General features: G+C 59.5%; 19 protein-coding genes. 3 read left to right on the top strand and 16 right to left on the bottom strand.

The annotated features are described in order from the left end of the window. Window positions 1-3: 3 nt before the first annotated feature. The 11 genes from metK to tsaB form a co-directional block, all read right to left on the bottom strand. Window positions 4-1,173 carry a methionine adenosyltransferase gene (gene metK / locus ABJ076_RS03695; RefSeq protein ID WP_348186226.1) on the bottom strand — a complete coding sequence of 390 codons (1,170 nt, stop codon included), beginning with the start codon at window positions 1,171-1,173 and terminating at the stop codon, window positions 4-6. A gap of 181 nt (window positions 1,174-1,354) precedes the next feature. Then, entirely contained in the window at window positions 1,355-1,795 is a 441-nt protein-coding gene (locus tag ABJ076_RS03690) for a helix-turn-helix transcriptional regulator (protein WP_348186228.1), read from the bottom strand. Window positions 1,796-1,932: 137 nt separating this feature from the next. Next, a complete protein-coding gene (lnt, locus tag ABJ076_RS03685) occupies window positions 1,933-3,540 on the bottom strand; it encodes an apolipoprotein N-acyltransferase (RefSeq protein WP_348186230.1) in 1,608 nt (535 codons plus the stop codon). Further along, the gene (locus ABJ076_RS03680) at window positions 3,537-4,502 is read right to left on the bottom strand and encodes a hemolysin family protein (protein ID WP_348186231.1); all 966 of its coding nucleotides are present in this window, start codon (window positions 4,500-4,502) and stop codon (window positions 3,537-3,539) included. Before ABJ076_RS03680 ends, lnt begins: the two co-directional genes overlap by 4 nt. Continuing rightward, window positions 4,499-4,975, bottom strand: coding sequence for an rRNA maturation RNase YbeY (ybeY, locus tag ABJ076_RS03675; protein ID WP_348186968.1), 477 nt, complete (start codon window positions 4,973-4,975; stop codon window positions 4,499-4,501). Before ybeY ends, ABJ076_RS03680 begins: the two co-directional genes overlap by 4 nt. Window positions 4,976-5,088: 113 nt before the next feature. Next, the gene (locus tag ABJ076_RS03670; protein ID WP_348186232.1) at window positions 5,089-6,114 is read right to left on the bottom strand and encodes a PhoH family protein; all 1,026 of its coding nucleotides are present in this window, start codon (window positions 6,112-6,114) and stop codon (window positions 5,089-5,091) included. Continuing rightward, on the bottom strand, window positions 6,111-7,547 hold the full coding sequence (gene miaB, locus ABJ076_RS03665) for a tRNA (N6-isopentenyl adenosine(37)-C2)-methylthiotransferase MiaB (RefSeq protein ID WP_348186233.1): 1,437 nt from the start codon (window positions 7,545-7,547) through the stop codon (window positions 6,111-6,113). Before miaB ends, ABJ076_RS03670 begins: the two co-directional genes overlap by 4 nt. A gap of 195 nt (window positions 7,548-7,742) precedes the next feature. Further along, window positions 7,743-8,660: a lysophospholipid acyltransferase family protein gene (locus ABJ076_RS03660; protein ID WP_348186235.1), complete on the bottom strand. Its 918-nt coding sequence runs from the start codon at window positions 8,658-8,660 to the stop codon at window positions 7,743-7,745. After that, complete coding sequence (locus ABJ076_RS03655) at window positions 8,657-9,472, bottom strand: GNAT family N-acyltransferase (RefSeq protein ID WP_348186970.1); 816 nt, start codon at window positions 9,470-9,472, stop codon at window positions 8,657-8,659. The genes ABJ076_RS03660 and ABJ076_RS03655 overlap by 4 nt, the downstream gene beginning before the upstream one ends. A gap of 361 nt (window positions 9,473-9,833) precedes the next feature. Then, on the bottom strand, window positions 9,834-10,310 hold the full coding sequence (rimI, locus tag ABJ076_RS03650; protein WP_348186237.1) for a ribosomal protein S18-alanine N-acetyltransferase: 477 nt from the start codon (window positions 10,308-10,310) through the stop codon (window positions 9,834-9,836). Beyond that, window positions 10,307-11,020, bottom strand: a complete 714-nt coding sequence (gene tsaB, locus ABJ076_RS03645; RefSeq protein WP_348186239.1) for a tRNA (adenosine(37)-N6)-threonylcarbamoyltransferase complex dimerization subunit type 1 TsaB — start codon at window positions 11,018-11,020, stop codon at window positions 10,307-10,309. Before tsaB ends, rimI begins: the two co-directional genes overlap by 4 nt. Before the next feature lie 170 nt (window positions 11,021-11,190). Here tsaB and ABJ076_RS03640 point away from each other — a divergent pair, with 170 nt between their 5' ends. Further along, entirely contained in the window at window positions 11,191-12,225 is a 1,035-nt protein-coding gene (locus tag ABJ076_RS03640; protein WP_348186241.1) for a polysaccharide deacetylase family protein, read from the top strand. A gap of 15 nt (window positions 12,226-12,240) precedes the next feature. Here the strand turns inward: ABJ076_RS03640 and ABJ076_RS03635 are convergent, their stop codons facing one another. Together ABJ076_RS03635 and ABJ076_RS03630 are read right to left on the bottom strand one after the other, a co-directional pair. Next, the gene (locus ABJ076_RS03635) at window positions 12,241-13,239 is read right to left on the bottom strand and encodes a glucosaminidase domain-containing protein (protein WP_348186243.1); all 999 of its coding nucleotides are present in this window, start codon (window positions 13,237-13,239) and stop codon (window positions 12,241-12,243) included. Between the two features lie 99 nt (window positions 13,240-13,338). Then, complete coding sequence (locus ABJ076_RS03630) at window positions 13,339-13,896, bottom strand: NifU family protein (RefSeq protein WP_348186245.1); 558 nt, start codon at window positions 13,894-13,896, stop codon at window positions 13,339-13,341. Between the two features lie 114 nt (window positions 13,897-14,010). On the opposite strand from ABJ076_RS03630, the gene ABJ076_RS03625 reads away from it, so the two are divergent. After that, window positions 14,011-15,417 carry an adenylate/guanylate cyclase domain-containing protein gene (locus ABJ076_RS03625; protein WP_348186247.1) on the top strand — a complete coding sequence of 469 codons (1,407 nt, stop codon included), beginning with the start codon at window positions 14,011-14,013 and terminating at the stop codon, window positions 15,415-15,417. Between the two features lie 4 nt (window positions 15,418-15,421). Here the strand turns inward: ABJ076_RS03625 and trpS are convergent, their stop codons facing one another. Further along, window positions 15,422-16,423, bottom strand: coding sequence for a tryptophan--tRNA ligase (trpS, locus tag ABJ076_RS03620; RefSeq protein ID WP_348186249.1), 1,002 nt, complete (start codon window positions 16,421-16,423; stop codon window positions 15,422-15,424). A 144-nt stretch (window positions 16,424-16,567) separates the two neighbouring features. Then, window positions 16,568-17,482: a LysR substrate-binding domain-containing protein gene (locus ABJ076_RS03615; RefSeq protein ID WP_348186251.1), complete on the bottom strand. Its 915-nt coding sequence runs from the start codon at window positions 17,480-17,482 to the stop codon at window positions 16,568-16,570. 110 nt (window positions 17,483-17,592) lie between these two features. Between ABJ076_RS03615 and ABJ076_RS03610 the strand changes: the two genes are divergently transcribed. After that, window positions 17,593-18,558 (top strand): DMT family transporter, encoded by a 966-nt coding sequence (locus tag ABJ076_RS03610; RefSeq protein ID WP_348186253.1) that lies wholly within the window; start codon window positions 17,593-17,595, stop codon window positions 18,556-18,558. On the opposite strand, the gene murJ is transcribed toward ABJ076_RS03610, so the two are convergent. Further along, window positions 18,462-20,039 carry a murein biosynthesis integral membrane protein MurJ gene (murJ, locus tag ABJ076_RS03605; protein WP_348186255.1) on the bottom strand — a complete coding sequence of 526 codons (1,578 nt, stop codon included), beginning with the start codon at window positions 20,037-20,039 and terminating at the stop codon, window positions 18,462-18,464. The two genes, ABJ076_RS03610 and murJ, sit on opposite strands and share 97 nt — an antisense overlap. Between the last annotated feature and the right edge of the window lie 52 nt (window positions 20,040-20,091).

Below are 20,091 nucleotides of genomic sequence, written 5' to 3'. Positions count from 1 at the left end.
GCCTCAGGCGAACGCGCCCTTGAGCTCATCCGCCAGATCAAGCTGTTCCCAGGTGAAGTAACCCTTGCCACCGTCCTCGCGGCCAAAATGGCCATAGGCAGACGTCGGACTATAGATCGGGTTGCTCAGCGCAAGACGCTCACGGATGCCGCGGGGAGACAGATCGACCATCTCCCGGACAACGGAGGCCAGCTTCGCTTCATCGACCTGACCGGTACCGTAAGTGTTGAAATACACCGACAGCGGATGCGAGACGCCGATAGCGTAGGAAACCTGAATGGTGCAGCGATCGGCGAGACCAGCGGCTACCACATTCTTCGCCACCCAGCGGGCTGCATAGGCAGCCGAACGGTCGACCTTCGTCGGATCCTTGCCGGAGAAAGCGCCACCCCCATGAGGAGCCGCGCCGCCATAGGTATCGACAATGATCTTCCGGCCGGTAAGCCCAGCGTCACCGACCGGACCACCGATCACAAACCGACCGGTCGGGTTAACATAGAAATGATCTTCCGGGCACATCCAACCTTCGGGCAGAACCTGCTCGACATGACGGCGTACCATCTCGCGGATTTCGTCCTGCTCAAGGTCTTCATCATGCTGCGTCGAAACCACAACCGAGGTCGCCCGAACCGGCTTGCCGTTTGCATATTGCAAGGTCACCTGGCTCTTGGAGTCAGGGCCGAAACCCTTGTCCGCGCCGGACTTCCGTGCATCGGCCATGGATTTCAGAATCTGGTGCGAGTAATGGATCGGCGCCGGCATAAGCGGCTCGGTCTCACGACAGGCAAAACCGAACATGATGCCCTGGTCGCCCGCACCTTCGTCCTTATTGCCGGCTGCGTCGACCCCGACAGCAATATCGGTCGACTGCTCATGCAGAAGAACATCGATATCGGCCGTCTTCCAACTAAAGCCTTCCTGATCGTACCCGATATCCTTGATCGCTTCGCGGGCGGACTCGATGATCGCATCCTTGGTCACGGATGCAGGTCCGCGTACTTCGCCGGCTAGAACGACTTTGTCGGTCGTCGCCAGAGTCTCGCAAGCGACCCGGCTCATCGGATCGGCGGCGAGGAACATATCAACGACCGTATCGGAAATCCGGTCACAGACCTTGTCCGGATGACCTTCGGAGACGGATTCGCTGGTGAATTCGTAGTCGGATTGAGTCAACGGGGGCTCTCCTAGAATATGAGTTGCACTCATGTCTGCTCGAAGACGTACCCGTGAACGCCCCGCTTCATTACGAAGCAGCTCGACATGAATCTCTATCCGGTGAATCTAATGAAGGCACCGAGAGGTAGGACTTCCTGCCGGTTTTGAGATTCATGGTCAAGAGGAAAGCGTGCGCAGATTATTCTGGATCCTCGCCATCGAAGGCGTTGGCGATGGAGCGCATGAGATCAAAAAGGCGCCGGCGCGATTCCGGATCAGCGATCCTGTAATAAGCCCTGACAAGCTCAAGAGTCTCACGCCGGTTCATCGGATCATCGGGGATCTGATAGGCTTCCGGCTCCTGTTCTTTTTCGAAAAGCCGGCCGGGCGATTGCTCCTGAACTTCCTCCGCCATGTCCTCGAAAAAGAAGTTAACCGGCACCTCGAGAATGCGGCTGAGATCAAATAGCCTGCTTGCGCCAATACGGTTTGCACCGCGCTCATATTTCTGAACTTGCTGGAATGTAAGTCCAAGCGCCTGACCAAGCTTTTCCTGGCTAATCCCAAGCAACGTCCGTCGCATTCGCACACGCGATCCGACGTGGACATCAACCGGATTTGGCTTTCCAAGGCTCGCCATCCGGCCTCCCGGGCGGCGTTTGCTTGAGGGCTGCTCCATATTACAAACCAATAGTCTCAAATTGCGCTAAATTCAGTTACCCATACAAACGTATGCAGTCAATATAAAAGCCGTAGCAAAAAAAAGAAAAAGGCCGCTTATTTCCGGCGCAGAAAGAATGCAGCACCAGAGGATGCGATCACGAGCAAGATTGCCCAAAGCTCTCCGCCACGCGCATAAAGTGTTTTATTTTCCAGAGACGTTGGAAGAGGACTGTCGATTGTCCCTGTGCGCTCCAGCGGCAGGGACGCCAAGACACGCCCATAGGAATCGATCAGTGCTGAAATTCCGGTATTCGCGGCCCGTAAAACCGGCAAGCCTTCCTCGATAGCCCGCATCCTCGCCGCAACCAGATGCTGATAAGGCCCGGAACTCACTCCAAACCACGCATCATTGGTTACATTTACCAGCAGCCCGGGCCGCGGTCCGCCGACTTCCGTCACAGCGCCGGGGAAAATGATCTCGTAGCAGATCAATGCGCCGATGCGCGGCAACCCGGCATGAGCGAAACTGCTGGGCCCGGGCCCTGCCGTAAATCCACGACCGGTCTTCGCGATCGTCTCGACAGGCAACCATTGCCTGAGAGGCACATATTCACCGAACGGGACCAGGTGAAACTTGTGCAGCCTGGCGATCATTTCGCCACGCTCATTGAGAGCGACAACGGCATTGAAACTCAGAGATTCCGCCGGATCATCGGAAACCTGATCGCGCAGCGGCACTCCGGTCATCAGCAGCCCCCCCGGCTGGAGCAGGGAGCCCAGATAAGCCGCCAGCCGCGGCTCGCGATTGAGCGCATAGGGAACAGCAGTTTCCGGCCAGACCACAAGACTGGGCAGGGCGAGATCACCGATCCCGGCGGGCGTGACAGTGGCGCGTGCTGCCCGCGTCAGCGTGGCGTATTTAGCCAAATGCCCCTGCAAGAGCTGCGGCTTCCACTTTTCCGTCTGGGCCACGTTCCCCTGGACGATACGGACTGTGGGACGACTGATGTCGGGATCCGCGGCGCTGGCAAGCCGTACTGCGCCATATCCGGCAAAAATCACCGGCAAAAGCAAACAGACAGCACCGAAACCACGCTCCCAGCGCCCGGTGCGCCGTAACAGCATGAGCGGCGACAGCGCAAAGAGAACCACGAAGAAGCCGTACCCATAGGCACCGATCAAGGACAAGGGCTGTAGCAGCGCGTCGGAAAAAGACCAGGCAGAGGCCAGCAAGTTCCAGGGAAACCCCGTGGCGACATGCCCCCGCAGCATTTCCGAGAGAGTCCAGACGCCCGCCAACGCAGGTGCCCTTACCCATCCGCGCGGCCGGAGCCAGCCATAGAGCAGGGTCGCCAGACCGCCAAACACTCCGAGAACGGCCGGCAGGCCCGCTGCGGCAAACGGCACCAGCCAGGCAAACCGGTCGCCATCGACCAAAAGCGCGTTGGAAATCCAGTAAAGGCCTGCGACGTGATAGCCGAAGGCAAAAGCCCAACCGGTCGCGAACGCCCCGATGAAGGTCCGGCGGCGATCAAGCGTCAGCAGCATAAGGGTGAAGGCAAACAGAGCCGGCAGGACGTCAAGCGGCGGCAGAGCCAATGCGGTAAGCGCGCCGACCAGTGCCATCATGGCCACACTGCGGAAACCGGTCAGCCCTGCAAGCCGGTTGATGCCAGTACGGACGCCCTCACCCCACCGGGCGACAGACGCCCATGCACTCACAGACTGGCCTCCGGCTCAGGCTCGTCCGTCGACACACGCCGGATACGGATCCTCTTGATCCTGCGTGAGTCGCTTTCAAGCACTTCAAATTCGACGCCGGCCGGGTGGGTCAAAAGCTCCCCCCGAGCCGCAACACGGCCCGCAAGCGAGAAGACGAGACCGCCGAGCGTATCGATTTCCTCACGCTCTTCGTCATTGAGCACAGTCCCGAACAGAGTCTCGAATTCCTCGATCTCGGCGCGGGCATCAGCTATGCCCATATCCGGCCCAACCATCGCGATCTTCGGACCTTCCTCGACATCATGCTCATCAACGATGTCGCCGACGATTTCCTCGACCAGATCCTCAATGGTGATCAGCCCATCAACCCCACCAAATTCATCCACGACAAGCGCGAGATGGCGGCGTGTCAGGCGCATCTCCTGCAACAGATCCATTGCTCGTATCGATGGCGAAACGAACAACACTTCCCGCAACAGAGAACTGAGTGGCACATCCTTGCCGGCATGAACATGCGCCAGCACATCCTTCATGTGGATCATGCCAACCACATCGTCGAGCGTCTCCCGGTAGACGGGCACTCGGCTGTGGGCATCCTTCACCATGTCCATTACCAGCGCATCGAGGCTGGTATCGACCGCAACACCGGTGATATCCGCCCTCGGCACCATCACGTCTTCCGCTGTGATATCGCGCAAGCCAAGGATATTACGGATCAGCGCCCGCTCATGAGGGTCGATGGCAAGATCCTCGTCGGTCGTCCCGTTGCCATCGTCCTCAATCAACTCCTCCAACGCATCGCGGGCGGATGCCCCGCCATTGCGCTTGAGCTTCAGCGCCTTAAAAAATTGCCGTAAGCGTTTCCACGACGGCTCACGCCGACCTTCGGACTCAAAGCCGTCACCATCCGTCACACCAGCGATATCGACAGTTGCCGGCCTGCTCTCCGGACCTGAATTCATTGGAGCGGCTCCAACACGGGACTGTAGGGATCTGAAATACCAAACCCGGCGAGAATTTCGATTTCCCGCTGTTCCATTTCAGAAGCTTCTTCTTCCGTCTCGTGATCGTATCCGAGCAGATGAAGGATGCCGTGCACCACCAAGTGCCTGAGATGGGACTGCAAAAATTTTCCGTCTCGGTCCGCTTCCATGGAAACGGTTTCGAAGGCGAGGATCACATCGCCGAGCATATCAGTTCCCGACAGATCCGATGAAAGACCCGACGGGAAGGACAGCACATTGGTCGCTTTGTCCTTACCGCGGTAATCGCGGTTCAGAACGCGGACTTCGGCGTCGGAGCTCAAAACTATGCTGAGCTCGGTTGGCTTAACCACCGCCCCGAGCACGGCATTGGCGCTCTCGACACAGAGTCGCTCCGCGTCAGGCACCACCGACTTCCAGGCAGGGTCGGAGATGGCGACAGCAATGTCGATAGTAGAGTCCGGTTGCTCCGGCTCTTCCTGCGGATCCTGCGCCGCAAACTCGTTGCGGCTACTACTACTCGGCTCCGGTTCGTCGGGCACGCGCGGACACTCCATTGTTTTCTCTATTTGGACCCGTCATCGAGACGGGCTGATTCACGTTCACTGTACGCATTCACGATTTTCGTTACCAGCGGATGGCGCACAACATCTCTGGCTGTGAACTCGATGAGGCTGACATCGGGAATCCTGCGAAGCACATGCATCGCATCCGTCAGGCCCGATTTTGCCCCAAAAGGCAGGTCGACCTGCGACGGATCGCCAGTGATCGCCATCCGCGAGTTTTCACCGAGCCGGGTCAGAAACATCTTCATCTGGGTCGGCGTGGTGTTCTGCGCCTCGTCCAGAATGATGTAAGAATTAGCGAGCGTCCGGCCACGCATAAAGGCAAGCGGCGCCACTTCGATCTCGCCAGCCGCAAGCCGCCGTTCGACCTGTTCGCCCGGCATCATGTCGTACAGCGCATCATAGAGCGGACGAAGATAGGGATCGACTTTGTCTTTCATATCGCCAGGCAGAAAGCCCAGTCTCTCGCCGGCTTCAACGGCCGGGCGAGAGAGGATCAGCCGTTCGACCCTGCGCTCCATCAGCATCGAAACAGCCATTGCAACCGCCAGATAAGTCTTGCCGGTACCTGCAGGGCCAAGGCCAAGCACGAGTTCGTCCGACGACAGCGCCTGAATATAGCGGTGCTGGTTCGGTGAGCGCGGCTGGATCGCCCGTTTCCAGGTTGGCACAAAGGCGGAGCGGTCATTAAAGCCGTTGCTGTCACCGTTTGCCGCATCGCCGGTGTTCTGCGCCCATTTCACGGCCGCATCGACAGTCCCGATGTCGAGAGTCTTGAGTTTTTTGCCGGCCTTGATGTCGCCTTCGAGGCGGCGATAAAGCGAGGTCAGCGCCGATTGCGCCGTAACCACCGCATCTTTTTCACCTTCGACGGTGACCTTGTTTCCGAAGCAGGATATCGAAACTTGAAGCTTCTGTTCGATCCGCGCCAGATTACCGTCATGCTCGCCGAGCAAAGCTGGCACCAGATCATGGTCGGCAAACTCCAGATGAATGACTTCGGTGGCCTCGTCGATGATGCTCAAGCAATCGCCCTTTCATGGTCGGAGGTGAGCGGTTTCGGGCCTGACGCGCCGGCCCATTCGCCGATCACTGCGGTTCCCGATAGGGAGTTGGCGTATCCTTGTTCAATCCGGATATCGGCGATCGTACCGATAAGCCGGTCCGGACCGGCAAAGTGCACAGCCTGCATATAGGGGCCACGGCCAACAAGTTGACCTTCTTTTTGCCCTTTACGCTCGACCAGCACCGGCTGGACCGCGCCGACGCTTGCCACATTGAAAGCGAGCTGTTGGGCGTTCAGAAGCTGCTGCAAGGTTTCCAGACGGTCTGACTTCACAGCATCGTCGATCTGCAGGTCCGTCCCGGCCGCCGGTGTGCCGGGGCGGGGACTGTATTTGAACGAATAGGCCTGAACGTATCCGATATCCGTTACAAGTCTGAGTGTGTCGGCAAAATCCACGTCGCTTTCGCCCGGGTGTCCGACAATGAAATCAGAAGACAAGGCCAGGTCCGGCCGAGCCTCTCGAAGCCGGTCGACGATGCGGCGATAGGAATCTGCATCGTGCTTGCGGTTCATCTGGCGCAACACACTGTCAGAACCGGACTGCACCGGAAGATGCAGGAACGGCATCAATTGCGGCACGTCACGATGCGCGGCAATAAGGTCGTCATCTACATCATTCGGGTGTGAGGTCGTATAGCGAATACGCTCCAGCCCGTCGATCTCGGCCAACGCCCGGACCAGCCTGCCGAGCCCCCATTCACCGCCGCCCGCCTCGCCGTGATATGCGTTGACGTTCTGGCCGAGCAGGGTGAGCTCCGACGTGCCAGCGGCCACCAGCCGCCGCGCCTCGGCGATCACCTGATCCGCCGGACGGGAAAACTCCGCACCGCGCGTATAAGGCACCACACAGAAGCTGCAGAACTTGTCGCAGCCTTCCTGGATGCTGAGAAACGCGGCAGCAGCATTCGAATGACGTTCTTCGGGCAGATGATCGAATTTGCTCTCCGCCGGGAAATCGGTGTCGACGACGCCGGCGCCGCGGGAACCGCGTCCGCCCGATGTGGCCCGGTAATCCGCCGCCTTTTCTTCAGCCGCGCGCACCAGCTCCGGCAGACGGTGATAGGTCTGCGGTCCGAACACCAGATCGACATAGGGTGCTCGTTTGACGATTTCCTCGCCCTCTGCCTGGGCGACACAGCCAGCGACCGCGATCAGCAAAGGCTTACCGCCTGCAGCGCGGGATTCCTTTTCTTTACGAATCCTGCCGAGTTCGGAAAAAACCTTCTCCGTCGCCTTTTCCCGGATATGGCAGGTGTTCAGGATAACCATATCGACATCGTCCGGCGTGGTCACCGGGTCATAGCCGAGAGATACAAGACTGTCCGTCATACGTTCACTGTCGTAGACGTTCATCTGGCAGCCGTAGGTTTTGATATAGAGTTTTTTGCTCACGCGCGCCGCGCCTTTTGGTCACTCGAAGGGACAAATTTCAAGGATACGGCGGGAGCAATACGCCGAGTGCAACTGAAATTCCAGCGTGCGTTTCTGTTCATCCCCGAAATGCTAACACCGGGAGGCGTCCAGTCAAGCCGCGTAACCGGCTTATTGTGCGGAATTTTAAAAGTCCCTTCCCAGTCAGGATCAGCGTCAGGATGCAGCGTCGCCGCGGCCGGAAAGGGCCCGCGAAACACCGTTGGCGACAATGCGCTGACAATGCGCGGCCAGTTCCTTGCGGTTTCGGAACTCTGCGGGGTCCACCGGCTCATGAAACTCGACATCGACATCGACCCGGCCAAGTGCCAGAGCGTCAAGCAGGTGCGGCAACAGATCCATGTCGCCATACCAGGCATAGAACGGCCTGAGCCCGCGTCCCATCGGCATCCCGTTCAGCCGGGTGTAGGTCACAGAGACCGGCTGAATACGAAGGTCGGAACGCAGCGGTGCGTCGCTTCCGGACTGCTTGACGGCGGCGAACAACGAGCTCTTGAAAGGCAGCGTACGGTTGCCGTCATTGCTCGTGCCTTCGGGGAACAGGATTAGCCGGTCACCCGACGAAAGCCGGTCGGCGATGACGTTCGCATGTTCCTTGGAGCGGGTTCTTCGCCGCTCGACGAAAACAGTTCGCTGCAGGGTCGCAAGCAAACCGAAGCCAGGCCATGTCTTGACCTCGCTCTTGGCGATAAAACTGGCGCGCAGCAGGCTACCCAGTATGACAATGTCGAAATAGGAGACATGGTTGCTGGCATAGAGCACCGACCCCTTGCGCAGCGGCGTGCCACGGGTCCGGACCCGGAAGCCGAGCAGGCGGGCGCAGAGGCCGTGATAGAAAAGCGGCAAACTGCCGGAGAGCGACGCCCGGAAGGCCAGTGCCAGCATCTGCACCGGCAGCAGGCCAAGCGTCAGAACGCTGTAAAGTGCGAGCCTGCGCCAAAGCAGAGTCCGGGACGGCGCGATCATACCGGCCGCTTCTACCGGCTCCGCACCGCAGTCCCAGGTTCCGAGCAACCCGGAATCGGCGAAGACATCGTCTTCCTTCAACTCTTCAAGGGCACCGGCGACACTCATTGTATGACGACCCCGCGCGCCTCGCGTTCATAATGCTTGTAGTACTTGTCGGAGACATTGCTGGTCTCGACGATGACACAGACATCAGTGGTGTTGAACTGGTGATCGACCACCGCCCCATGACCGACATAACCGCCAAGCCGCAAATAGCCTTTGATCAAGGGCGGAAGTGCAGCAGCAACGCGGCGTGCATCGATTTCTTCGGCCGATACCAGATTCATCTCAGTATACCGCTCCGGCAGCGCGGCCGCACGAATCCGCTCCGGCGCCAGATGATTGTGATGCAGATAGCCGAGCTGGGTCCGAAGCGCAGCCGCATCATTGCCCGGAAGGCTGGCACAGCCGAACATCAAGGAAATGTCGTTCTGGAACACGTAGGCAGCAATGCCTTTCCAGAGGAGCTGCATTGTCGGACGGGTGCGATAGCCATCCGCCGTGCAGGAGCGTCCAAGCTCTAGAATCTCGCCAGGTTGCGCTTCGAGTTTGGCAATATCGAATTCGTCGGCTGTATAGAAACCGCCTGCCAAGGCGGCACCATCGCGGCGGATCAGTCGATAGGTCCCGACCACAGCTTCAGAGCCGTTGCCCCGCGTATGATCCAGTACGAGAAGATGGTCCGCAACATCGTCGAACGGGTCCTCGTCCAGACGGCTCGCGCGTGCGGCCGGGGAGGGAATCGCGCCCATTTCCTCATAGAAGACCTGATAGCGCAGGCGCTTGGCCGCGTGGATATCTTCCTCGGTCGTTGCAATTCTCACTTCAAGCGAGCCGGAGACGAGCGTTTGGTCCGCTAGCGGCGCCGCTCCAGACATCACGACAGGTGCGGTTTCGGCCTGTGCGGTTTCGGAACGTGCTGTTCTCGTCGGAATCGAGAATCCCATGATTTGTCGCATCCCTGTTTTAGAGGTCACAGGCTACCGGAGCCAATTGCGCCGCGCTGCGGCACCCTCATTCCTCAGATATAGCTTCGCGCCCTCCCGTTACGAGGAACCTCCCACGAACGATATGGGAACCGCACGCCGGATGGGACCTCAAGAAGCCACCCAGTATCGGCTTATACCGAGTGAACGGTGACAGTTTTCACACACTCTCATGACAAACTGGTTGCACTCGGAACCCGCATGAATCCCGATGGTTTCAGGTTCGCTGCCCGGCTCTCGGCCTTCTGGACCATCAATTATCGAAGAATACCTGCATCAAAATGGCATCGGCATGGCGGCCATCCGCTGATTTGTAATAGTTGTGGCGCCGGTCAAACGCCTTCATTCCAAGACTTTCATAGAGCTGAACTGCAGGCAAATTTCCGTCCTGCACCTCAAGCATCACCTTTTCGGCGCCGGTTTCTCGGGCCCGGGCGAGCACGCGCTGCACCAGCATGCGCCCCAGCCCGCGCCCCCGGTGATCCGGCGCAACCGCAAGGGTTAGAATCTCGGCAAAATCGCCGATGCATTGAAAAAGAACAAATCCAGCAAATGTCGGCTCGCGCGCGTTGGACAGGACCACCGCCCCGGCCGTGCCCGACATCGAGAGCAGATCTCGCAAAGCGTCCCGTGACCAGGGCTTGTCAAAAATAGCGCCATGCAATGCTGCGGCATCGTCGAGATGGGCTTCGATATCTCCGAGAAGCTTGTAGCCGTCCCGTTCCGTCATCCGGCCCTCGGTGCCGTTACATCTGGCGCCCGAAGATAGAGCGGTTGCAGCACCTGCTGTACTTGCCCGTCTCCGACCATTTCCCCCGCCATTTCCAACCCGATCAGGGCAACCTCTCTGGCATCCGGCGCGGTTATTGAGCTACTTTGCAACATTTCGGCACCCTCCTCATCGAGCACCGCCAGCACTTTGTCCGCTGCGTCGCCGGCCAGCAGCAGCGGAGCGTCGCGAACCTGTCGCAGCTTGGCAGCAATATCTTGCGGCGGCAGTGCAACGGGAGGGCCGTCCGGGGCCCCGCCGGTAGTGAACAGCTGCAGGAACAGATCGGCCCGCCGACTTTCCAGGATAACGGCAACGCGGTGGCTGGCAGCGGCTTCAGTCGCAAAAACCGCCCGGGCGACCGCGTCAAAACCCGTGACCCCAAAAACTGGAACGCCAAGCGCCTGAGCAAGACCCTTTGCGAAGGACATCCCGATTCGAAGTCCGGTAAAGGAGCCGGGACCGCGTGTAACGGCTATCGCATCCAGATCCGGGAAACCCAGCCCGGCAGCCGCGAGGCCGGCTTTCGCCATCGGCGCCAGACGCTCGGATTGGCCCCGCGCCATATCTTCGCGGAGATGAGCCAGCAATACATCGCCGCGGCGCACTGCAATCGAGCAGGCGCCGGTGCTGGAATCGATGCCGATAATTGTCCCGGAAGCAGAGAGCATCTTAATTTCCGCCGCAAATAGCGTATGTTAAGGTGACAGAGCGGCCTGAAAGTGCAACCTTTCCAATCGCATCGCCGCCTGTAAACCACGTTGGCGGACGAGAGCAAGGGAATATAGCTTTTATGCCGAACTGCATGAATTTTCACCGCGCCTTTCGTCGTGGAGCGCACATGCCAAGAAAGATCCGTGCGGTTATCACAGCCGCCCTGGCGCTTGTCGCCTGCCTTGCAAACCCAATGGATGGGCCCGCAGCAGCCGAAGAAGTTTCCGGTGCCGTTGTGACCATGTATCACCGGTTCGGGGAAAACGACTATCCTTCGACCAATATCCGGATCGCTCAGTTCGAAGAGCATCTCGAGGAGCTTAAGAAGGAGCGGTATAAAGTCCGCCCGTTGCCGGAAATCATCGAAGCTCTGAAAACCGGCACACCTCTCGCCGATCACACCATCGCGATCACCGTCGACGATGCGTATCTCTCGGTCTATGAGCACGCATGGCCCCGGCTGAAAGCTGCCGGCCTGCCGTTCACACTCTTCGTTGCCACCGGCGTCATCGATCGCAAGGTCCCGGGCTATATGAGCTGGGACCAGATCAGGGAGATGAAAGATGGTGGCGTAACCATCGGCAGCCAGACCAAGTCACACCCTCATATGACCACACTGGACCGCCAGGCGCTGGATCGCGAATTGGCCGATTCAAATCAGCGTTTCGTCGAGGAGCTTAAGGAACGGCCTGGGCTTTTCGCCTATCCGTACGGTGAATACAGCCTGATGGTTCGCAAGGCAGTCGCAGATGCGGGATTCAACGCGGCTTTCGGGCAGCATTCCGGTGTTGCCTATGACGGCATGGACCCGTTGACGCTGCCGCGTTTCGCCCTGAACGAACGGTATGGCGGGATCGACCGATTCCGTCTGGTCACCAACGCCTTGCCATTGCCTGTATCCGACGTTCTGCCGAAAGACCCGCTGCTGGGCGAAAACCCGCCGGCCTTTGGCTTTACCCTGGACAGCTCTATCGGCGACCCGGGAAGCCTGTCCTGCTTCGCGTCGAGCGAAGGCGAGACCCATCTCGAATATCTCGAACAGCGGGTCGAGGTTCGGCTAAAGCAAGCCTTCCCGCCCGGCCGTTCACGCATCAACTGCACCATGCCTGGCCCGGACAACAGATGGCGGTGGTTCGGCACACAGTTTGTCGTGCCGAAATAACCTTCTATCTGAGCCTTAGCCGGAAACGGTTACGAGGGAGCGTTCCAGGACTGCACCATCAAAATCGCTCAACCTGTTCTTGGTGATGACAAGGCGCAGCGTATCTACATAAGCCTGACCGATTTCAGCATAGGATAGCAGCCCGCCTGCCAGCACATTGCCGTCAAGCGCCCGCCCAGCAGTCCGCAGCGCGGCGCGGCGCAGGCGGAAATCCCGATAACTCGGGTGACTGTTCAGGTTGTGGACATAGGACGCAACAGAACCCAGCAAGCTGTCATACTTGCGCACAACGTGCTTTTCGCCACTGGCGCGTTCTTTCGGTACAATGCCTGCTTTTTCCGTCCAGGCCCGTTGCCCGAACAGCGCATTGCCATTGCGGGCAAAGCGTGAAGCTCCCCAGCCACTTTCTACGGCCGCCTGCGCCAAAGCGAGCGAAACCGGGATTTCGTCTACCTTCGGCAAGAGCGTGGCAAACAGGACTGAGTCGATTTCGGCACCTTCCGCATCTAGGCCATAGCGGTCGGCAAGCTCCAACAGCCACTCCCGTTCGACCGGGCGACGCTGGGCACCATCAAGGACGCGGTCCTGGAACCGGATCAGCCTCACACGCTCTCGCGCCACTTTTTCATTGGCACGCAGGACCAACGGTAATACGGCGGAGAAGAAGAGTTGTTTCTTACGTTTGATCTGATCGAGGCTGCCAAGATCGCCCGGCAAACTGGCAAGATAGACTGCCGGCACGAGGTCGGAGCCGCCTCGGATATTGTTCAAGTCAAACCCGCTCCGCTCCAGAATCATCTCAAAATCGTCTGCTTTCGCAACATCGAGATGTGCGCGAGCCGGAGCAGCCATGTGATCCGCCGGCGGTTCCTCAACAGAGAAACTGGCCGGGGTCACCTGGGTGCGATCAAGGAAACCTTGGACCTGACTTGCCAGCAAGACCATGCTGCCGACGAGCGCGGCCGTATAAAACGACGGCATGAGCACAAATTCGTTCAGTGAAGAAGGCGCCACGACGCATTCTGCCGACAGTGGACAGCAGTTTAGATAACTGCGCCGTTTATACGGCGCCACCGCGTTTCCGGAATAGCTGCCATTCGCCGCATACGGTCACTACATAGCGGCAGCGCGAACCTCGCGGACTTCCGGGATATAATGCCGCAACATATTTTCGATACCCATCTTCAGGGTCGCGGTCGAACTCGGGCACCCGGCGCAAGCACCCCGCATGAAGAGTGTCACGACGCCTTCGTCGAAGCTTTCGAACACGATATCGCCACCATCCATGGCAACTGCCGGGCGCACGCGCGTATCGAGCAGCTCCTTAATCTGGGAGACCACCTCGCTGTCCTCACCATCGCTGGCATGGCCCGCGTCGGAACTTGCCGTCACGACCGGACGACCCGCCGTGAAATGCTCCATGATGACGCCGAGCACAGCTGGCTTCATCAGGTACCATTCCTTATCGTCACGCTTCGAGACGGTAACAAAATCACCGCCGAAGAAAACGCCTGTCACCCCATCGACATCGAACAGGCGTTCGGCCAGAGGCGATTTGCCGGCGGCCTCTTCCTCGGAGCGAAACTCCTCGGTTCCCGTTCCCATGACATCCTGCCCGGGAAGGAATTTGAGCGTTGCCGGGTTCGGCGTTTCTTCAGTCTGAATGAACATTCCGTTCTCTCCTTGAGAGGCTCGCTCCTGCCGGCGCCTTCTTTATCGGGCGCCAGTGCCGTCACGTCCTTACAGTGCCGCCTATCGTCGGGCACCAAATTGGTCCCATATACAGTGACCTTGCAGACGCGGATTTCAAGCCCACTTTTTGCAATCGTCCGCCTGCCTTATCATCAAATTGCGTTTCAGGCGCAAGGAAAGACAGTCTTTCCATACCGGGCATCCGGCAAGAATCGGAGAGCGACACTGGCACAGACCCTTCCCGAAAACCCCGCGCGCCCGCATATCCGGGTCATGCATCGTGGTGCTGACCCGGCGGATCTGCTGCCAACCGGCAGCGTGCTCACCGAGGACGACCTCGCTTTACCGCCCGGACGCTGGCTGCTGGAGCGCTCGACCGGGATCCTCTCGATGCGGGCCCTGATGCGCGATCTCTGCCACCTTCTGGTCGTCCAGGGCATGCCCCTTCAGCGGGTCTCATGCTTCATCCGCACGCTGCACCCGCAAGCAAATGGCCGCAGCGTGATTTGGCGAAATACAATGCGCGATCCGGAAGAACTCATGGTCTTGCATGGCATTGAGGAAGCGGAAACCTTCAAAACCAGCCCTCTGCCCGTGATTTTCAACGGCGCCGGCGCCATCCGCCGGCGCCTCGCGGATCCCTCGGTTCCGCTCGATTACCCCGTTCTGGTGGACCTGAAGGAGGAGGGCGCGACCGACTATGTGGCCATGCCACTGAAATTCAGCGATGGCGAAATCAATTTCGTGACCTGGACCACCGACGCCCCGGACGGTTTCACCACCGAGCAATTGAGCATTCTGGACGGCCTGCTTCCTGTTCTGGCTCTCAGAACCGAAATCCTCGAACGCCAGAAACTGACCGAGGAACTGCTGCAAGTGTATCTCGGGCGCAACACCGGCCGGAGGGTGCTCAACGGCGCAATTCGGCGCGGCAGCACAGAAACCATCCGTGCGGCCATCCTCTATGCCGATGTGCGCGGCTTCACGGCAGCCTCAGACGCGCTTCCCGGTCCCGAGATCATCTCGATGCTGAACGATTATTTCGAGATGATGTCTCAACCGATTGAGGAACGCGGCGGTGAGATACTGAAATTCGTCGGTGACGGGCTGCTTGCTATTTTCCCGCTCGGCCCGGACAGCGCGGATGAAGACGCAGATGCGGCGTTGAAGGCAGCAATAGAGGCGCAAACCCTGTTGCGCGGACGCAATGCCATTCGCGAGAAACACGGCAAGCCGCTGATAGAACATGCACTCGGCCTGCATGTCGGCGATGTCAGCTACGGCAATATAGGCAGCCCGACCCGGCTGGATTTCACCGTCATTGGACCGGCGGTGAATCTTGCAAGCCGCTTGCAGGGTCTTGCCAAGGAACTGGGCCATCCGATCGTTGCGTCAGATATGATCGCGCAGATGGTGAGGCTGCCTGTGAAACCGCTCGGACGACATCCCATCCGCGGCCTGCGCGACCCGGTTGAAATCTTCGCGCCCTACGGTGTCTAGTTCGTTACGGTTTGAGGAAACCGACGATTTCCTTGGCCTCCTCGATAACGGGCTCGGCAATTTCCCGAGCCCGTTCGGCACCTTTCTTCAGTACCGCATCGACCGAGGAGGGATCGTCGGTCAGGCGCTTCATCTCGGAGCCGATCGGCCCCAGCACCTCGACAGCAAGCTCGGCGAAGGACTTCTTGAAGTCTCCAAAACCCTTGCCGGCGAAATCTTTGAGCACCACGTCCGTCTCAAGACCCGAAAGCGCCGCATAGATCGCAATCAGGTTGCGGGCTTCCGGCCGCTCCGCCAGCTCTTCCGCCGTTTCCGGGATCGGGTGCGGGTCGGTCTTCGCTTTCCGGACCTTCTGGGCGATATCGTCTGCCTCGTCGGTCATGTTGATACGCGAATATTCCGAAGTATCGGATTTGCTCATCTTCTTCGTGCCGTCGCGCAGGCTCATCACCCGGGTCGCTTCGCCGAAAATCATCGGCTCGGGCAACGGGAAGAAATCCACGCCATACATGCTGTTGAAAGCCTGCGCGGTATCGCGCATCAGCTCCAGATGCTGCTTCTGGTCGTCGCCGACCGGCACGTGCGTGCCTTTGTAGACCAGTACGTCGGCAGCCATCAGGACCGGGTAGTCATAGATACCAACGGTCGCGTTCTCGCGGTTCTTTCCAGCCTTCTCCTTGAACTGGGTCATGCGGTTCAGCCAACCGATGCGGGCAACGCAGTTGAAGATCCAGGTTAGCTCGGCATGCGCCGGGACCTGGGACTGGTTGAAGATGATGCAATCGTCGGGATCGACACCCGCTGCGATCATGCCGGCCGCGACTTCGCGGGTGGCGCGGCGCAGCTCCGCCGGGTCGTGCGGCGGCATGGTGATCGCGTGCATGTCGACGACGCAGAAAATCGATGAATAGTCCCGCTGCAACTGCACCCAGTTGCGGATCGCCCCAAGATAATTCCCGAGATGCAGGTTACCGGTGGGCTGAACGCCCGAGAAGATGCGGTTCATCTGACGCGATCCATAGGTTTGAAGCGAAAAAGGGCCTGATTTATTGCGGGAGGCTGGCTGGCGGTCAAGGCCGGACTAGCTCCATGGCGCCGTCACGAACTCCCTCACTCACCATTTAACGCCACAAAAGCGGCCAGCCAAGGGTCAACCACGTATCACAAAGGGCTCAAAGGGGAGGCCTGACGCCGATGCCCGAAGGTCCGGAACGACAAGCGATACAAAGGCCCCAGCCAACTCGCTGCCATCGGAGGCAAGGCAAATCTGTGTGTGCGGCAGGGGCGGAAGGCCATAAGTGACAGGAACTTCCACAAGGTCCTTTCCGGCCAGCGAGCCTGGTAATGCCGCTATCGCCAGATCTGCACGAAGAGCCGCCACCTGCCCCATGGACGTATCGCTGGAATAGGAAACCCGATAAGCGCGCCCCTGGGCCTGCAGGGCCTCAAGCGCGGAGTCACGCCACGCGCAGCCCATTTCCGCAACCGCCAGAGGAAGCGGGACCTGCTCGACTGCCCGGCCGCCACTTCGCATGAGCCACTTCAGCGGTTCCGAGAACAGCGTCTCTACCTTCACCGACGGCGCACCAGCGTCGTTGAAAAGTGCAAGGTTAACCGCTCCATCCTCAAAGAGGCGCTGGATGACACCCGTCGTGTCCAGACGAACATCCACGACAAGTCCCGGATGCGCATCAGCGAGGCGCTGCAACAGCCGCGGCACGAGAGACACCCCGAGATCATGCGGCGCAGCCAGCCGGATAACGCCGGAGAGGACAGAGCCGTTAACCGCCGCCATTGCTTCAGCGCTAACCGCCAGCAGCTGGCGCGCATAGCCGAGCAGCGTCTCGCCCTGCTCGGTCAGCAGCACTCGGCGGGCATCACGCTGCAACAACCGCGCATCAAGTACTTCTTCCAGCTTTGCTATCTGGAGACTAATCGCCGAGGGCGACCGGTGAACGCGCGACGCGGCACTCCGGAAAGACCCTGTCTCGCAAATAGCGACGAACGTCCGCAACGCATCCAGATTCAGCGTCCTGTTTCCAGTCGTGGCAGTGTCCAGCGGCACGATGCTTCAATTCAATGTTTAGATTTTCTGCATCATACTATCTGAAAGTCTCGTTTTTCTAAACACACTTCAACGCCTAGCCTCCACATCCCACACAGACCGGAGGCTTCATGCACCTATCGAATATTCCTGCTTTAAGAGGCCTCTTTTGGGCCACGACCGCGATCCTGGTCTGGTCAGGGTCGCTGGTCATGCTGCGGCTCGGCGTGACAACCAGCCTGAATGTGTACGATCTGACCGCCTTGCGGTTCGGTATCGCGGCGTTCGTGCTTCTACCCGTTCTGCTCCGTCACGGGTTCGGTTTGCGAACTCTCGGAATCGGCGGGTTTCTAACGATGGTGGGAGGGTTCGGTGCCCCGTATATCATCATGATGTCGACAGCCTTGCAGACAGCCACTGCCTCGGCGGGAGGTGCCCTCAATCCCGGGGTCATGGCAATCGCATCGGTCGTGCTCGGTGGCATAGTCTTCCGGGATTCCATCGGAGGCATACGGATCGGCGGCATCGGATTGATACTGGGCGGCGGCGCGCTGATCATAGCGGTGGCCGGACCCGCCACAGTCGGACATCTGATCCTGATCGGAACCGGGCTAATGTGGTGCGCCTATGCAATGACGGTGCGCTGGAAAGCCATTCCCGCCTTGCAGGCCACCGCCTATGTCGCGGTCTGGTCGGCCTTGCTTTATCTTCCCGTCTATCTCCTCTTCCTGCCGAAGCAGATCGGCACTGCACCCCTCCCGGACATGCTTATCCAGGCCGCGTTTCAGGGCGTCCTTGTCAGTATCCTCGCCATTTTTGCTTTCAACCGTTCAGCGGAACTGCTCGGCCCAATCGCAGGAGCGACCCTACCAGCCCTCATCCCGCTGGCCTCTCTTCTTCTTGGTGCTCTGTTTCTCGACGAGGCGGCCGGAATGGCGGAAATCTTCCCCGCAGTCCTGATCGGCGCCGGTGTTGCGATGATCCTCGCCGGGAACATGTTTCAGCAGTCGGTTCCGGCGCCTGCGCCGCGCCGCCTGAGTGCGGTTTTCAGTTCGGAAAATCGCATCGCCCCCGAAAGCAGCGCCGCGCCGAAATAGAGAAGGAGCGCCAGCAGGATCAAGACTGTCAGACCTCCAATCCCAGCGGCGGCGGCCGAGAAAAGACCGGGGACCGCTTGCTCCGCAAGCTGAAGCGCGCCATAGAGACAACCGCCCATCAGCAGCGCGCAAAGCAGGATCCGAGGCAGGCGTTTACGGGAGCGGGCATCCAGATGGAAAGCACCATCCCGGTGGAGCAGACGTGCCAGCACCAGGGCATTCATCCAGGATGCAATCGCCGTCGCGAGAGCGAGGCCGACATGGGCGAGATACTGCATCAGGATCAGATTAAGCACGAGATTGAGCGCAACTGCGGCCGCAGCAACCTTCACAGGGGTCTTCGTATCTTCACGCGCGAAGAAACCCGGTTGCAGCACTTTCACCAGCACGAACGCCGGAAGCCCTGCGGCAAACGCGGTCATTGCCGCGGCAGTAGCAGCGGTGTCCGCAGCTTCAAAGGCGCCCCGCTCGAACAAAACTGTGATGATCGGGGTCGCCAGCACCGCGAGACCGATCGCAGCGGGAACTGTCAGCAGAGCACCGAATTCCAGCGCCCGGTTTTGTGTTTCGAGAGCCGCCTCACCATCCCCCACCCGCCATTGCCGGGACAACATAGGCAGCAGCGCAGTGCTGATGGCAACGCCGATGACCCCGAGCGGAAGCTGGTTCACACGATCCGCGTAATAGAGAAAAGAGATCGAGCCGAGCGGCAGGGTCGAGGCCAGAACCATGTCAATCAGCAGATTGATCTGCACCACACCGGCGCCGAGCATCGCCGGCAGCATAAGGCGGAACAGCTTACGCACACCGGGCGTCGCCTTCGGCAGACGGAGTGTGAGGGTCCAGCCATCGCGCCGTGCAGCAGCTATCAGCCAGATCAGTTGCGCCAGACCCGCCGCCGCCACACCCCATGCCAGCACATGACCCGGGGTCTCCAGACGATCCGCAAAGCCCACCATGGCGCCGATCAGGATCAAGTTCAGCAGGATCGGTGCCGACGCCATAGCAGCAAACCGGTCTATGCTGTTCAGGATACCGCCATAGAGCGCAACCAGAGAGATCAGCGGTAAATAGGGAAAGGTGATGCGGGTCAAATCGACCGCAAGCGCAAATCGATCCGGTGTCGCAACGAAACCCGGCGCCATCACATGCATCATCCAGGGCATGGTAAGTTCCATGGCAAGGGTCAGCGCGAGCAATACCGCACACATCATGGCCAGCACGTCGCTGGCAAAGCGCTTGGCCGCAGCCACACCGTCTGCTTCCAGCGTTCCGGCGAAAAGCGGCACGAACGCGACCGTGAATGAACCTTCCGCCGTCAGCCGCCGGAAGAAGTTCGGCAGCTTGAAAGCCACAAAAAACGCATCTGCGACCGGTCCGGCACCAAGAAGGGCGGCGATCAGGACGTCGCGCACAAAGCCGGTAACCCGGCTTATCATGGTAAAACTGCCAACAGTCGCAGCGGCGCGGATCAGGGACATATCAACTCTGTCTTCAAATCGGGAACGGGCTTGATGCCGAGTGCGGGAAAGG

Origin of the sequence: Nisaea sp. (assembly GCF_039990255.1) — a bacterium.
Lineage (GTDB): Bacteria > Pseudomonadota > Alphaproteobacteria > Thalassobaculales > Thalassobaculaceae > Nisaea.
The sequence above is the reverse complement of the archived record's forward strand: the minus strand, read 5'-3'. Positions and strand labels throughout refer to the sequence as shown.

Excerpts from the sequence above, each read along its gene's own strand:
- ABJ076_RS03690 (WP_348186228.1), bottom strand. The coding sequence starts at position 1,795 with ATGGCGAGCCTTGGAAAGCCAAATCCGGTTGATGTCCACGTCGGATCG.
- ABJ076_RS03680 (WP_348186231.1), bottom strand. The coding sequence starts at position 4,502 with ATGAATTCAGGTCCGGAGAGCAGGCCGGCAACTGTCGATATCGCTGGT.
- ABJ076_RS03660 (WP_348186235.1), bottom strand. The coding sequence starts at position 8,660 with ATGAGTGTCGCCGGTGCCCTTGAAGAGTTGAAGGAAGACGATGTCTTC.
- ABJ076_RS03655 (WP_348186970.1), bottom strand. The coding sequence starts at position 9,472 with ATGTCTGGAGCGGCGCCGCTAGCGGACCAAACGCTCGTCTCCGGCTCG.
- rimI (WP_348186237.1), bottom strand. The coding sequence starts at position 10,310 with ATGACGGAACGGGACGGCTACAAGCTTCTCGGAGATATCGAAGCCCAT.
- tsaB (WP_348186239.1), bottom strand. The coding sequence starts at position 11,020 with ATGCTCTCTGCTTCCGGGACAATTATCGGCATCGATTCCAGCACCGGC.
- ABJ076_RS03640 (WP_348186241.1), top strand. The coding sequence starts at position 11,191 with ATGCCAAGAAAGATCCGTGCGGTTATCACAGCCGCCCTGGCGCTTGTC.
- ABJ076_RS03630 (WP_348186245.1), bottom strand. The coding sequence starts at position 13,896 with ATGTTCATTCAGACTGAAGAAACGCCGAACCCGGCAACGCTCAAATTC.
- trpS (WP_348186249.1), bottom strand. The coding sequence starts at position 16,423 with ATGAACCGCATCTTCTCGGGCGTTCAGCCCACCGGTAACCTGCATCTC.
- ABJ076_RS03610 (WP_348186253.1), top strand. The coding sequence starts at position 17,593 with ATGCACCTATCGAATATTCCTGCTTTAAGAGGCCTCTTTTGGGCCACG.
- murJ (WP_348186255.1), bottom strand. The coding sequence starts at position 20,039 with ATGTCCCTGATCCGCGCCGCTGCGACTGTTGGCAGTTTTACCATGATA.